This window comes from Aeromonas sp. MR7, from assembly GCF_963899385.1.
GTDB classification, from domain to species: domain Bacteria; phylum Pseudomonadota; class Gammaproteobacteria; order Enterobacterales; family Aeromonadaceae; genus Aeromonas; species Aeromonas bestiarum.
This window is the reverse complement of the sequence record NZ_CAWQXH010000005.1, coordinates 62,876-75,223: the sequence shown is the minus strand read 5'-3', so window position 1 is coordinate 75,223 and position 12,348 is coordinate 62,876. Positions and strand designations below refer to the sequence as shown.

12 protein-coding genes are annotated in these 12,348 nt (G+C 62.8%); 10 read left to right on the top strand and 2 right to left on the bottom strand.

All coding sequences use genetic code 11. The features are described from left to right. Window positions 1-14: 14 nt before the first annotated feature. Together AACW87_RS03105 and AACW87_RS03100 are read right to left on the bottom strand one after the other, a co-directional pair. A complete protein-coding gene (locus tag AACW87_RS03105) occupies window positions 15-479 on the bottom strand; it encodes a hypothetical protein (protein ID WP_241326531.1) in 465 nt (154 codons plus the stop codon). A gap of 53 nt (window positions 480-532) precedes the next feature. After that, window positions 533-1,909 carry an aminotransferase-like domain-containing protein gene (locus tag AACW87_RS03100; RefSeq protein ID WP_241326530.1) on the bottom strand — a complete coding sequence of 459 codons (1,377 nt, stop codon included), beginning with the start codon at window positions 1,907-1,909 and terminating at the stop codon, window positions 533-535. A gap of 116 nt (window positions 1,910-2,025) precedes the next feature. On the opposite strand from AACW87_RS03100, the gene AACW87_RS03095 reads away from it, so the two are divergent. The 10 genes from AACW87_RS03095 to putP all read left to right on the top strand — a co-directional run bounded on the left by AACW87_RS03095 (window position 2,026) and on the right by putP (window position 12,011). Beyond that, complete coding sequence (locus AACW87_RS03095; protein ID WP_042865565.1) at window positions 2,026-2,622, top strand: LysE family translocator; 597 nt, start codon at window positions 2,026-2,028, stop codon at window positions 2,620-2,622. A gap of 113 nt (window positions 2,623-2,735) precedes the next feature. Continuing rightward, a complete protein-coding gene (locus AACW87_RS03090) occupies window positions 2,736-3,326 on the top strand; it encodes a LysE family translocator (RefSeq protein ID WP_241326529.1) in 591 nt (196 codons plus the stop codon). A 126-nt stretch (window positions 3,327-3,452) separates the two neighbouring features. Next, window positions 3,453-4,145, top strand: a complete 693-nt coding sequence (locus tag AACW87_RS03085) for an aspartate/glutamate racemase family protein (RefSeq protein WP_241326528.1) — start codon at window positions 3,453-3,455, stop codon at window positions 4,143-4,145. Continuing rightward, window positions 4,132-4,275, top strand: coding sequence for a hypothetical protein (locus AACW87_RS03080; protein ID WP_241326527.1), 144 nt, complete (start codon window positions 4,132-4,134; stop codon window positions 4,273-4,275). Before AACW87_RS03085 ends, AACW87_RS03080 begins: the two co-directional genes overlap by 14 nt. Before the next feature lie 184 nt (window positions 4,276-4,459). After that, window positions 4,460-5,566, top strand: coding sequence for a 1-acyl-sn-glycerol-3-phosphate acyltransferase (locus tag AACW87_RS03075; protein WP_043138660.1), 1,107 nt, complete (start codon window positions 4,460-4,462; stop codon window positions 5,564-5,566). Window positions 5,567-5,869: 303 nt separating this feature from the next. Then, complete coding sequence (locus tag AACW87_RS03070; RefSeq protein WP_241326526.1) at window positions 5,870-6,340, top strand: YhcH/YjgK/YiaL family protein; 471 nt, start codon at window positions 5,870-5,872, stop codon at window positions 6,338-6,340. 175 nt (window positions 6,341-6,515) lie between these two features. Continuing rightward, on the top strand, window positions 6,516-7,715 hold the full coding sequence (locus AACW87_RS03065) for an acetate kinase (protein ID WP_043138665.1): 1,200 nt from the start codon (window positions 6,516-6,518) through the stop codon (window positions 7,713-7,715). A gap of 134 nt (window positions 7,716-7,849) precedes the next feature. Continuing rightward, window positions 7,850-9,106, top strand: coding sequence for a mechanosensitive ion channel family protein (locus AACW87_RS03060; protein WP_241280758.1), 1,257 nt, complete (start codon window positions 7,850-7,852; stop codon window positions 9,104-9,106). 171 nt (window positions 9,107-9,277) lie between these two features. Beyond that, window positions 9,278-10,204, top strand: coding sequence for a L,D-transpeptidase family protein (locus tag AACW87_RS03055; protein ID WP_146047139.1), 927 nt, complete (start codon window positions 9,278-9,280; stop codon window positions 10,202-10,204). 289 nt (window positions 10,205-10,493) lie between these two features. Continuing rightward, complete coding sequence (gene putP / locus AACW87_RS03050; protein ID WP_241326525.1) at window positions 10,494-12,011, top strand: sodium/proline symporter PutP; 1,518 nt, start codon at window positions 10,494-10,496, stop codon at window positions 12,009-12,011. The last annotated feature ends 337 nt before the right edge of the window (window positions 12,012-12,348 follow it).

Here is a 12,348-nt window from a genome sequence, read left to right as displayed (position 1 = left end):
GGCAGGCGCCTAGCCTACTGCAGACCCGGGCCTTTGGCGGAGAAGGGGCAGTCGTTCTGGCGGATCAGGCGGGAACCCTGGCCGTCGCGGCCCTGCCAGCTGAGGGCAAGCTGGCCGAGGCGACCCAGGTGGCGCAGCTCGAATTCGTAACGCAGGCAAGGGTTGTCGATGGGCAGGGTCGTCATGCCATCCGGCAGCCGGTAGTGGTAATTGAGCAGCGGCCCATCCTGCAGCTGGCGCTGCACCGGCTGCAGGCCCTCTTGCGTCTGGGTTGGGGTGGCCAGCGCGCGGCGCAGGCTGAGCGGCGCGTCTATCGCCTTCTGGTAATGGAGGCCGTTCATGGCAGCCAGCTCCTCCTCCAGCCGTTGCAGCTCCCCTTCCAGCCCGGTCAGCGCGGCGCCCAGCTGTTGATAACCGGGCGAGGCGCAGCCCTCCAGCAGCAGGGTGAGGAGCAGGAATGAGACGCGGGTCGGGTGCATGGGTTCTCCTTCGAGCGCGCGGATCTGGGCGTATTGGGCCAAACAGTGGCTGACTATAGCAGGGGATTGGGAGGCGGTGAGCCCCGCAGCAGCTGCGCCAGCCGCTCCAGCCCCTCGGCAACGCGGGCATCCGTGGCCGGTTGGCTCAGGCTCAGCCGTACCCCTTGCGGCGCGGCGAACTGGCCGGCGGCGAAGTGTTCCCCGCTCGCCACCCCGACGTCAAGGGCGTTGGCCGCCTCGGCGAACGCCTGGCTGCGCCAGGGCTCCGGCAGCGGCAGCCAGGCGTGCATGGATCCCGCCTGCCAGCGGGCTCCCGGCAGCAGGTGGCGCAGCAGCTCGCCGCGACGTGCCAGGATCTGCCGCTGCTGCTCGACCAATGGCATGATCTGGCGCTGGCTCACCAGCTTGCAGGCCAGCTCGATCAAGAGCGGGCTCACCATCCAGCTCGACAGTCGCATCGCCTGGGCGAAGGCGTTGTGCAGGGCGGGCGGCGCCAGCACGAAGCCGACCCGCAGGCCGCCGCAGGCGATCTTGGCCAGGCTGCCGAGATAGATGACCCGCTCCGGCGCCAGGTTGATCAGGGGCGCCACCGGGATACTGGGCAGCAGGCCGTTGACGTCATCCTCGATGATCAGCAGATCGTGGCGGCGGGCGATGGCGACGACGGCCTCGCGCCGTGCCTGGCTCATGATGGCGGTGGTGGGGTTTTGCAGCGTGGGGGTGAGGTAGAGCAGCTTGGCTCGCCGCGTGCGGCAGGCGGCCTCCAGCGCGGCGGGGAGCAACCCCTCTTCATCCATCGCCAGTCCCACCACCTGATTCTTCAGCTGGCGGGCATTGCCCAGCATGCCGGGGTAGCTGAGCCCTTCGCACAAAATGGTCTCCCCCACGCAGCCGGTGGCCAGCAGGGAGAGCATGATGCCGTGCTGGGCGCCGTGGCTGAACAGCAGGCGTTCCTCGCTGCCGTGCACCCCCTGCTCGGCCAGCCAGTCGATGAAGAGCTGACGCTGGCCGGGTTGGCCCGCCTCCTTGTCGTAGCCGAGCAGGGCATTGAGATCCCCGTCGGCCAGCTCCCCCAGCATGGGACGTATGATGGCGGCCCTGTCCAGCTGCACCGGCAGGTTCTGCCACAACTCGATGCGGTGCCCCTCCTCCTTGCGGATCACCCACTCGTTGGCCGGATCCATGCCCGCGCCCTTGACCCAGGTACCGTGTCCCACCTTGGCGGCCAGCAGGCCGCGTCGCTCCGCCTCGCCATAGGCGCGGGTGACTGTGCCGACGGTGACCCCCAGCCGATCCGCCAGCGCCCTGTGGGTAGGCAGCCGGGTCAGCGGTGGCAGGGAGCCATCGTGAATGGCCTGCTCTATGGCCTTCACCAGCTTGAGATAGAGGGGGCCGTCGAAGGGGGTCAGGTCTGGGGTCCAGATTGTCATGGTGACAATAAATCCATTGATCCAAATTTGTTCGCAATATAGCGTGAATTTACACCCAATAACAATCAAGAATGGCACATTGTATCGATACAATGTGTGCAGTTCAGGAGTCAATGATGACGATAGAATGGTATGCCACCCTGTTTGGCTTCGCCGTGCTCACCTGTGGCACGCCGGGCCCCAACAACCTCATGCTGACCGCCTCCGGCGCCAACTTCGGGGTGCGCCGTACCCTGCCGCACCTGATGGGCGTGGCTGTGGGTCAACCCGTGCTGCAACTTGTGCTGGCGCTGGGGCTCTATCCTCTGTTCGAGCGCTGGCCCCTGCTGCGGCTGGGGCTGCAGATCTTCGGCAGCCTCTATCTGTTGCTGCTGGCATGGCGCATCGCCGTGGCCGGTGCCCCCGGTGATCCGGCCAGACGCGCCCGTCCGCTGACCCTGCTGGAAGGGCTGGGCTTCCAGTTTCTCAATCCCAAGGCCTGGATGATGGGCATCTCAGCCATCAGTTTGTTCAGCCTGACCGGGGCCAGCTACTGGCCGAGCCAGCTCGCCGTGATGACCATGTTTGTGCTGGTGGCCCTGCCGGTCTGCTTTGTCTGGGTCTTGTTCGGCCATCAGCTGAGCAACTGGATCAGCACGGATCGGGGCTGGCGGCGCCTCAACGGCTCCCTCGGTGTGCTGACGGCGCTCTGTGTGGTCATGCTCTGGTATTGAGCCGCGCTGGCGGCCAGCAAGAAAGAGCCATTTCTGACTTGTCGCCGCGGGGCTGGCTCTGCATATTAGAAGGCTTGCCGCCGAGCCGGCGTTTGTATCACCAAGAGGTTGAGATGGATCTGAACTGGTTGTTTCCCCTGGCGGGCTTTGCCCTCATCACCTGCGGTACGCCGGGCCCCAACAACATGCTGCTCACCAGTGCCGGGGCGGCGCAGGGCTTTCGCCGCACCCTTCCCCTGCTGGTGGGGGTAGTCGGGGGGATCAACCTGATGATCCTGGCCACGGCGTTGGGACTTGGCGTCATGTTTGAAAAGGTGCCGCTGCTGCACGACGGTCTCAAGCTGATTGGCTCGGCCTACCTGCTCTGGCTGGCCTGGAAGGTGGCGACCGCCAGCGGCCCGGCCGAGGGCAACCGGCCGCTCATCCCGGCCCATCAGGGCGCCATGCTGCAACTGCTCAACCCCAAGGCCTGGATGATGGCGCTCTCCGCCATCAGCGGCTTCACCCTGGCGGGAGAGGCCTACTGGCCTTCCGCCGTCTGGGTGCTCGGCATCTTCTTCGTGACCGGCCTCTATGCCGGGGCCTTCTGGGTGCTGTTCGGTGCCCAGGTGCGCCGCATCATACGCACCGCCCGTGGCTGGCGTCGTTTCAATCTGGGCATGGGGATCGCCACGGCGGCCTGCGTGCTGATGATCTGGATTTAGTCCGGGCCTGACCTTGAGCCCGGGCCTTTACCGGCTGTCTTGTTGGCCCTGCGGGGCCTTTTTTATTCCTTTGGCGGTGCGGCGTGACGCGCGCCGTCCTCTGCTTGGTTTGTACAAGGAGGTCCCATGAAATGTATCGGTCTGCTGGGTGGCATGAGCTGGGAGTCCACCGTCAGCTACTATCAGGCGCTCAACCGGGGCGTGCGGGCGCGGCTCGGCGGCCTGCACTCGGCGCGGGTGCTGCTGAGCAGCGTCGACTTTGCCGAGATAGAGCGACTGCAACACGCTGGCGACTGGCCCGCCACCGCCCGCCTGCTGGCGGCAGAAGCGCGGGCCATCCAGGCCGGTGGCGCCGATTTTCTGCTGATCGGCACCAACACCATGCACAAGGTGGCGCCCGAGATTGAGGCCGCCATCGACATTCCGCTGCTCCATATCGCCGATGCCACCGCCCGTCAGCTGCAAGCTGACGGTATAGATAGGGTCGGGCTGCTCGGTACCCGCTTCACCATGGAGCAGGATTTCTACAAGGGGCGGCTGCAGGACAAGTTCGGGCTGGAGGTGCTGGTGCCTGGCGAGGCGCAGCGGGAGCGGGTGCACAGCATCATCTATGACGAGCTGTGCCTTGGCGACATTCGCGACGCATCGCGGGCCGAGTACCTGGCCATCATAGCCGGGCTGGCCGAGGCGGGTGCCCAGGCGGTGATCCTGGGCTGTACCGAGATTGCGTTGCTGGTGGGGGATGCCGAGGCCGCAGTGCCGCTCTACGACACCACCGCCATTCACGCCGAGGCGGCGGTGAGCCTTGCGCTGGCCTGAGGGCAAGCGGGTGAGTCAGATGGTGGGGGATGCCGAGGCCGCGGTGCCGCTCTACGACACCACCGCCATCCACGCCGAGGCAGCGGTGAGCCTTGCGCAGCCCTGCTGGAGCACGAGGACACCGGCATGATGATCTCGTTCACGGTGGAAGAGTAAAAAGATGGCCCGAACGGGGCCATTTGTTCATTTCACTGGTCAGATCTCACTATCTACGCACATCGCATACCCCTTGGCATAAAAGCGTGTAAAATTGCGCCCTGAATTTCCCGGCCAGCGCGCGCTGGCCGCGACTCCTTACATGCAAGGCAGACACTGTGACAGAAGTAGATAGATTCGCGGACATTCGCCCCTACCGCGATGAAGAAGTGCCGGCAGCCATAGAACGGCTGATCCGGGATGATGAATTCGTCGGCGCCATCGCCAAGTATCGTTTCGGCTCCCTGATGAGCTGGCTGGGCTGGGCCATACGCCCGCTGATCCGCCAGTTCCTGCGCTACAAGTGGTCCAAGGTGACCACCATCCATCAGGTGCAGATGGGCGTGACCCGTTACATGTCCCGCATGATCGCCACCTCCACCAAGGGGGTGACCTTCTCGGGGATCGAGCATCTGAAGAAGGAGCAGGGCTACCTGTTTGTCTCCAACCACAGGGACATCGCCATGGATCCGGCGTTCGTCAACTGGGGACTGCATACCCACGGCTTCGATACGGTGCGCATCGCCATCGGTGACAACCTGCTGCGCAAACCCTGCGCCACCGAGCTGATGAAGCTCAACAAGAGCTTCATCGTCAAGCGCTCCGCCAAGGGGCCGCGGGAGATGATGAAAATGCTCGGCGAGCTGTCTGCCTACATAGGCCAGTCGGTGCACGAGGGTCACTCCATCTGGATCGCTCAGAAGGAAGGGCGCGCCAAGAATGGCGATGACAAGACGGATCCGGCCATCCTCAAGATGTTCTACGTGGACGGCAAGAAGCAGAAAATCGACTTCGTCGACTACATGCGCAGCCTCAACATAGTGCCGGTCAGCATCAGCTACGAGCTGGATCCCACCGACAAGGCCAAGGCGCGCGAGCTGTACGAGAAGTCGGTCAACGGCAGCTACGAGAAGGGCGAGTTCGAGGACATCGAGAGCATAGTCGCCGGCATCGTCGGCCAGAAGGGGCGGGTACACGTCTCCTTCGGCGCCCCCATCACCGAAGGCTTCAGCGATCCGGACGAACTGGCCGCGCTGATCGACAAGGCGATCTGGGGCAACTATCGCCTCTTCCCGGGCAACTACCTGGCCGCAGATGTGTCCGGCAAGGCCAATACCATAGAGCAGGCGGCCTTCCTGACTCGTCAGTCAGAGGTGCCACAAGAGCACAAAGCCATCTGGCGCGCCATGTATGCCAAGCCGGTGGAAAACGCCCGCAAGGCTTGAATGACACCGGTTGTGTGAAAAAAACGGGAGCAGATGCTCCCGTTTTTGCGTCTGGTCAAAGTCGGCGGCGATGGAGTAGTGAATAATATTGTTTCAGCTGGTACGATCACTGGGCGAATACGCTTGCGCCTCTTGGCAAGCTGCGGATGAGTGTGTAACAGTGACCTCATCACGCTCGGCACGAGCAAATGCTCTACTCCTGTCTGCACGGATTGCAGACGGTGTGACACAAGGACCTGAACAGGGTCCTTTTTCATTTTGCGGCAAAGATGTCGCCTGAATACACCTAAGGATCCGCTCGCCATGATCACCGGCAGTCTGAATACCCTGCAGCGCACGCCGCTGCCCGCCCCGCTGGATAGCATCATGGCCGAGGTGGTGAAGAGCGTGGAACAGTGGCTGAATGCGCCGCTCGGCAAGCGCGAGATCGACGGCCTCACGCTGTTCTGTCTGGTGAGCGAAGAGCTGACCGAGCCGACCGCAGATCGCCGTGGCGAGTTCCATCAGCAGTATCTGGATATCCAGCTGCTGCTGCGTGGTGAAGAGTGGATAGGGGTCGGGCCTCATGCTTATGGCAATGAGGGCGCCGATCATCCCCATCCCGATCTCTGGTTCGTCGACGACGAACAGACCAGTTATCTGGCGTTGCAGCCCGGCGACTTCGCCATCTTCTGGCCGGGAGAACTGCATCGCCCTCTCTGTACCCCCAACCAGCCGGCTCAGGTGAAGAAGCTGGTGGTCAAGGTGCACAGGGATCTGTTGGCCGGCTTGTAACCGCCGGCCCAGCCGAGCTGAGATGAGTGCACTGAATCATCTGGATTTGCACTTAACGTATTGAAAAATTGGGCGCACTTTCCTGCGACCATAAGCCCCCGGCAGGGGAATCCCATCCACTTCTGGATGACACGACACTGTCGGCATAAAGCCGAAGCACAGGAAGATGTAGAACATGAGCAAGTTGGTATTGATCCTTAACTGCGGTAGCTCTTCCCTGAAATTTGCCGTAATGGACGCCGAAACAGGTGAGGACATGCTGTCCGGCCTGGCCGAATGCTTCAATCTGGATGATGCACGTATCAAATGGAAACTCCACGGGGTCAAGGGTGAAGCCATGCTGGGAGCGGGCGCCGCACACCAGGCTGCCCTCGACCATATAGTGGGTCACATCCTGCCCCAGGATCCCTCTCTGGCCGAGCAGCTGGTGGCCATCGGCCATCGCATCGTGCACGGTGGCGAGCAGTTCTCCCGCTCCGTTCGCATCGATGATGGCGTGATCGCCGGCATCGAAGCCGCCATTCCGTTCGCTCCCCTGCACAACCCGGCGCACCTTATCGGCATCCGTGCCGCGCTCAAGGTCTTCCCGGCCCTGGTCGAGAAGAACGTGGCCGTGTTCGACACCGCCTTCCACCAGACCCTGCCGCAGGAAGCCTATCTCTACGCGCTGCCCTACAAGCTCTACAAAGAGAACGGCATCCGTCGTTACGGCGCCCACGGCACCTCCCACCGCTTCATCGCGGAAGAAGCCGCCAAGGCGCTGGGCAAGCCGCTGGCCGAGCTCAACATCATCAACTGCCACCTGGGCAACGGTGCCTCCGTCTGCGCCATCAAGAACGGCGAGTCCGTCGACACCTCCATGGGGCTGACCCCGCTGGAAGGGCTGGCGATGGGCACCCGTTGCGGCGACATAGACCCCGCGGTGGTCTTCTTCATGCACGACCAGCTCGGTTACAGCGTGGACGAGATCAACCACACCCTCACCCGTGAGTCCGGTCTGCTGGGCCTGACCGAGGTGAGCAGTGACTGCCGCTATGTCACCACCAACTATGCGACCGACGCCGGCGCCAAGCGTGCGCTGGATGTGTTCACCTACCGGGTGGCCAAGTATGTCGGTGCCTATGCCGCCGCCATGGAGGGTCGTCTGGACGCTCTGGTGTTCACCGGCGGTATCGGTGAAAACGCCGCCATGGTGCGCGAGATGGTGCTGGATCGTCTGGCCCTGTTCGGCTTCAAGGTAGATAAAGAAGCGAACAATGCCGCCGTGCTCGGTGGCGAGGGTCCCATCACGGCCGAAGGCAGCCGCCTGGCGCTGGTGATGCCCACCAACGAAGAGCTGGTCATCGCCCGCGATGCCCTGAGCCTGGTCGGCTAACGCCACCTCGCCCTGAATCAACGCCCGGCCTGTGCCGGGCGTTGTCGTTTCCGGCCCCTGGTTGAGCGGCTTGTCATTTGACATGGGGTGGCAGATACGTACCCTGACGACTGTTTCACGCATTGGAGGTAGGGATGAAGGAGATGTTTTTTCACTGGCTGACCGGCATGGGGATCGAAGTCAGCAGCCTGATGGCACTGGTGATCGCCCTGGGCTTTATCGTCCTTACTTCGCTGGTGCTGCACATGCTGTTGCACCGGGTGCTGCTGGTGCGGCTGGTTGGCATCCTCGGCAAGACCAAGCAGGTGTGGCTGCCGCCTCAGCTGCAACAGCGCCTGTTCTACCGGCTCGCCTTCGTGTTGCAGGGGGCCGTGCTGCTCGGTCAGGCCGAGATCTGGTTGCCGCGCAAATCCGAGAGCCTGCAGTGGATCGAGATGCTGGCCCAGTTCTGGATCCTGCTGTTCCTGCTGCTGGCGCTGTTCGCCCTGCTCGACTGCATGCTGTCGGTGAGCCGCTACACCCGGCTCGGGCGGGATCTGCCCCTGCGCGGCATCTTCCAGGGGGTGAAGCTGGTGGGCAGCATACTGGTCGGCATCCTGATGATCTCCCTGCTGCTCGGCAAGTCACCGCTGTTCCTGTTCAGCGGCCTGGGGGCCATGACAGCCGTGCTGATGTTGGTGTTCAAGGATCCCATCCTCGGCCTGGTGGCGGGGATCCAGCTCTCAGCCAACCGCATGCTGAGCGTCGGCGACTGGCTGCAGATGGACAAGTACGGCGCCGACGGCGAGGTGACCGACATAGGCCTCACCACCGTCAAGGTGTCGAACTGGGACAAGACCATCACCACCATTCCCACCTATGCCCTCATCTCCGACTCCTTCAAGAACTGGCAAGGGATGACCGAATCCGGCGGTCGCCGCATCAAGCGCAGCGTCAGCATCGACATGACCAGCGTGCGCTTTCTGAGCGCGGAGGAGCAGTTGCAGCTCAAGCAGGCCCAGCTGCTGGCGCCCTATCTGAGCCGCAAGGAGCAGGAGCTGAGCGTCTACAACCAGCAGCTCAGCGATGCCTTGAGCTGCCCCATCAACGGGCGTCACCTCACCAATCTGGGTACCCTGCGCGCCTATCTGGACGCCTACCTGCGGGCCCATCCCGGCATTCGCAAGGACATGACGCTGATGGTGCGCCAGCTGGCGCCGACTACTGACGGTTTGCCGCTGGAGATTTACTGCTTCACAGCGACCACCGCCTGGGCCGATTACGAAGGGATCCAGGCCGATATTTTCGACCATATCTTTGCCATCATTGAGCAATTTCATCTGCGGTTGCACCAATCTCCCACAGGTTACGATATGCGCACCTGGCAACGGGGATCCGTCAGCAACGGCTAAAACCGCCCGGCGGCGCGCAGGGGCATAAAATCCTGCGTTGCCGCCCCATTTGCTTGTTGAATTTTGGCCAAGAGAGGAGAAAAATGGCGGCCTTCTCTCCGCCCCCGGACCGCCCAGCCGATCCCGGGTCAGCCCAGAGTCTTGAACCACGTCATCCATTACAGGAAAGTTATGAAGCTCCTTCACAATACTGCGGCCGCTCTGTGCTGCAGCCTCGTCTTGGCCGCCGCGCCAGTGCTTGCTGTTGAATATGCCCTGCCTGCGGCCAACAGCCGTCTGGTGGGTGAAAATCTGGAATACGTGGTGCCGGCAGAGGAAAATGGCCAGCCGCTGGAAGCCGCGGCCGCCAAATTCCAGCTGGGTCTGACCAACATGCTCGAGGCCAACCCCAAGGCGGATCCCCTGCTGCTGCAGGCCGGCGAGAAGCTCATAGTGCCGCATCAGCTGATACTGCCGGATGCCCCGCGCGAGGGGCTAGTGCTGAACGTGGCCGAGATGCGCCTCTACTACTACCCGAAAGGCAAGAAGGTGGTGGAAGTGCTGCCCATCGGCATCGGCCAGCTCGGCACCGACACCCCGGAAAACTGGGTGACCAGCGTGCAGCGCAAGAAGGCGGGCCCGACCTGGACCCCGACCGCCAAGATGCATGCCGAGTATGCCGCCCGTGGTGAGAGCCTGCCGGCAGTCTGGCCCGCCGGCCCGGACAACCCCATGGGGCTGTTTGCGCTCTACATCGGCAAGATGTACGCCATCCACGGCACCAATGCCCAGTTCGGCATAGGTCTGCGGGTGAGCCACGGTTGCGTGCGTCTGCGCAACGAAGACATCGAATACCTGTTCAAGAAGATACCGGTCGGCACCCGCGTGCAGTTCGTGAACCAGCCGATCAAGGCCTCGGTCGAGCCGGATGGTCGCCGTTATCTGGAAGTGCATCAGCCGCTGTCCCGCAGCCAGGAGGAGTTCAACTCCAGCCTGCCGGCGCCGCTGCCGATGACCCCGGCCGTGACCCGTTTCATCGCCCATGCCGACAGCGATTCCCAGTTGGTCAAGCAGGCGCTGGAACAGCGCAGCGGCATGCCGATCGCGATCAATCGCTGATCCTGGCGCCAATCGTCTCTAGCCCCGGCCACTGGCCGGGGCTTTTTTTTACCGCCATGCCGGGCCGGGTCAGGGGGGAAGGCGACCCGATAAGCGGTTGCTGCGTCAGGATAAAATCCGGCTGATTGCTCCTTGAGTGGTTCGTTAGTTAAAGATGAAACGTTTATATTGTGTTTTTTATTTGTTAAAAGTGGTTGAGGTCATGGGATCTGCTGATTAAGCTAGGGCGGTTTTTTAAGGAAGAGCCCGTCGTCAGAACGGGTACACACGTCACATAACGGAGTTTTGAATGACAGCCAGTACACCCATGCTTATCACCTTTCTGGTGTATATCCTCGGGATGGTGCTGATCGGCTTTATCGCCTATCGCGCCACCCGCAACTTTGATGACTACATACTCGGCGGCCGCCGCATGGGGAGCTGGGTGACCGCCCTCTCCGCCGGGGCCTCCGACATGAGCGGCTGGCTCTTGATGGGCCTGCCGGGCGCCGTCTTCATCGGCGGCATCTCCGAGAGCTGGATCGCCATCGGCCTCACCCTGGGGGCCTATCTCAACTGGCGCTGGGTCGCCGGTCGGCTGCGGGTTCACACCGAGAAGAACCGCAACGCCCTGACCCTGCCGGACTACTTCACCTACCGCTTCGAGGACAAGAGCCGGGTGCTGCGCATCCTCTCCGCCCTGGTGATCCTGCTGTTCTTCACCATCTACTGCGCCTCCGGCGTGGTGGCCGGTGCCCGCCTGTTCGAGAGCACCTTCGGCATGAGCTATGACACCGCCCTCTGGGTCGGTGCCGCGGCCACCATCACCTACACCTTCTTCGGTGGCTTCCTCGCGGTGAGCTGGACCGATACGGTGCAGGCCACCCTGATGATCTTCGCCCTGATCCTCACCCCTGTGTTCGTCATCATAGCGGTGGGCGGCATAGACACCGCCATGGTGCAGGTGGCGGCGCAGAACGCCAGCAACCTCGACATGTTCAAGAACCTGGACTTCATCGCCATCATCTCGCTGATGGCCTGGGGCCTGGGCTACTTCGGCCAGCCTCACATACTGGCGCGCTTCATGGCGGCGGATTCCCACCACTCCATGGCCAATGCCCGCCGCATCAGCATGACCTGGATGGTGCTCTGTCTCGGCGGCGCCGTGGCCATCGGCTTCTTCGGCCTGGCCTACTTCTCCACCTTCACCGAACAGGCCGCCGGCGTCACCGGCAACCCGGAGCGGGTCTTCATCGAGCTGTCCAAGATCCTGTTCAACCCCTGGATTGCCGGCGTGCTGCTCTCCGCCATACTGGCGGCCGTGATGAGTACCCTGAGCTGCCAGCTGCTGGTCTGCTCCAGCGCCATCACGGAAGATCTCTACAAGCCCTTCCTGCGCAAGAACGCCTCCCAGAAAGAGCTGGTGTGGGTTGGTCGCATGATGGTGCTGGTGATTGCGCTCATCGCCATCGGTGTTGCCATGAACCCGGAGAACAGGGTGCTGGGGCTGGTGAGCTACGCCTGGGCCGGCTTTGGTGCCGCCTTCGGCCCCGTGGTGCTGCTCTCCGTGCTCTGGTCGCGCATGACCCGCAACGGCGCCCTGGCGGGCATGCTGGTCGGCGCCCTGACCGTCATCGTCTGGAAGCAGTTCGGCTGGCTGGGGCTGTATGAAATCATCCCGGGCTTCCTCTTCTCCGCTCTGGCGATCCTGGTGTTCAGCCTGCTGGACAAGGCCCCCTCCAAAGCCATGCTGGATCGCTTCGACGACGCCGAGCGCGAGTTCCAGACCTCGCCGGATGCGCTGGGTCAGCCGGTTGCCGTCAACTGAGTCGGCTACTGCCGATAACAAAAAGCCCCGCAATGCGGGGCTTTTTTATGGCGCTCAGACGGGCATTGCCTGCACTGCTGGCGTGCAGAACAGGCCAGTCGGCAAGGGGCTCTGCCTACCCTTGCGCGGCGATCCAACGCTGCAGATGCTGTGTATGATGCTGACGGGCAGGCGGAGCGCTGCTAGGCGTGCCGGTGGTTAATTTGACTGCTCACTGAGGCGCAATATCTTTGGCAGGTTGGCATGGACCAGTTGCCATTGGAGGGGTTGCGGCGCAAAGTAGCCCGCGGGACCACCTGAGTTCTCGATTACCGTTGACCGTTTTCTTGAGCCATGT

Excerpts from the sequence above, each read along its gene's own strand:
- AACW87_RS03095 (WP_042865565.1), top strand. The coding sequence starts at position 2,026 with ATGACGATAGAATGGTATGCCACCCTGTTTGGCTTCGCCGTGCTCACC.
- AACW87_RS03085 (WP_241326528.1), top strand. The coding sequence starts at position 3,453 with ATGAAATGTATCGGTCTGCTGGGTGGCATGAGCTGGGAGTCCACCGTC.
- AACW87_RS03070 (WP_241326526.1), top strand. The coding sequence starts at position 5,870 with ATGATCACCGGCAGTCTGAATACCCTGCAGCGCACGCCGCTGCCCGCC.
- putP (WP_241326525.1), top strand. The coding sequence starts at position 10,494 with ATGACAGCCAGTACACCCATGCTTATCACCTTTCTGGTGTATATCCTC.
- AACW87_RS03090 (WP_241326529.1), top strand. The coding sequence starts at position 2,736 with ATGGATCTGAACTGGTTGTTTCCCCTGGCGGGCTTTGCCCTCATCACC.
- AACW87_RS03060 (WP_241280758.1), top strand. The coding sequence starts at position 7,850 with ATGAAGGAGATGTTTTTTCACTGGCTGACCGGCATGGGGATCGAAGTC.
- AACW87_RS03100 (WP_241326530.1), bottom strand. The coding sequence starts at position 1,909 with ATGACAATCTGGACCCCAGACCTGACCCCCTTCGACGGCCCCCTCTAT.
- AACW87_RS03065 (WP_043138665.1), top strand. The coding sequence starts at position 6,516 with ATGAGCAAGTTGGTATTGATCCTTAACTGCGGTAGCTCTTCCCTGAAA.
- AACW87_RS03055 (WP_146047139.1), top strand. The coding sequence starts at position 9,278 with ATGAAGCTCCTTCACAATACTGCGGCCGCTCTGTGCTGCAGCCTCGTC.
- AACW87_RS03105 (WP_241326531.1), bottom strand. The coding sequence starts at position 479 with ATGCACCCGACCCGCGTCTCATTCCTGCTCCTCACCCTGCTGCTGGAG.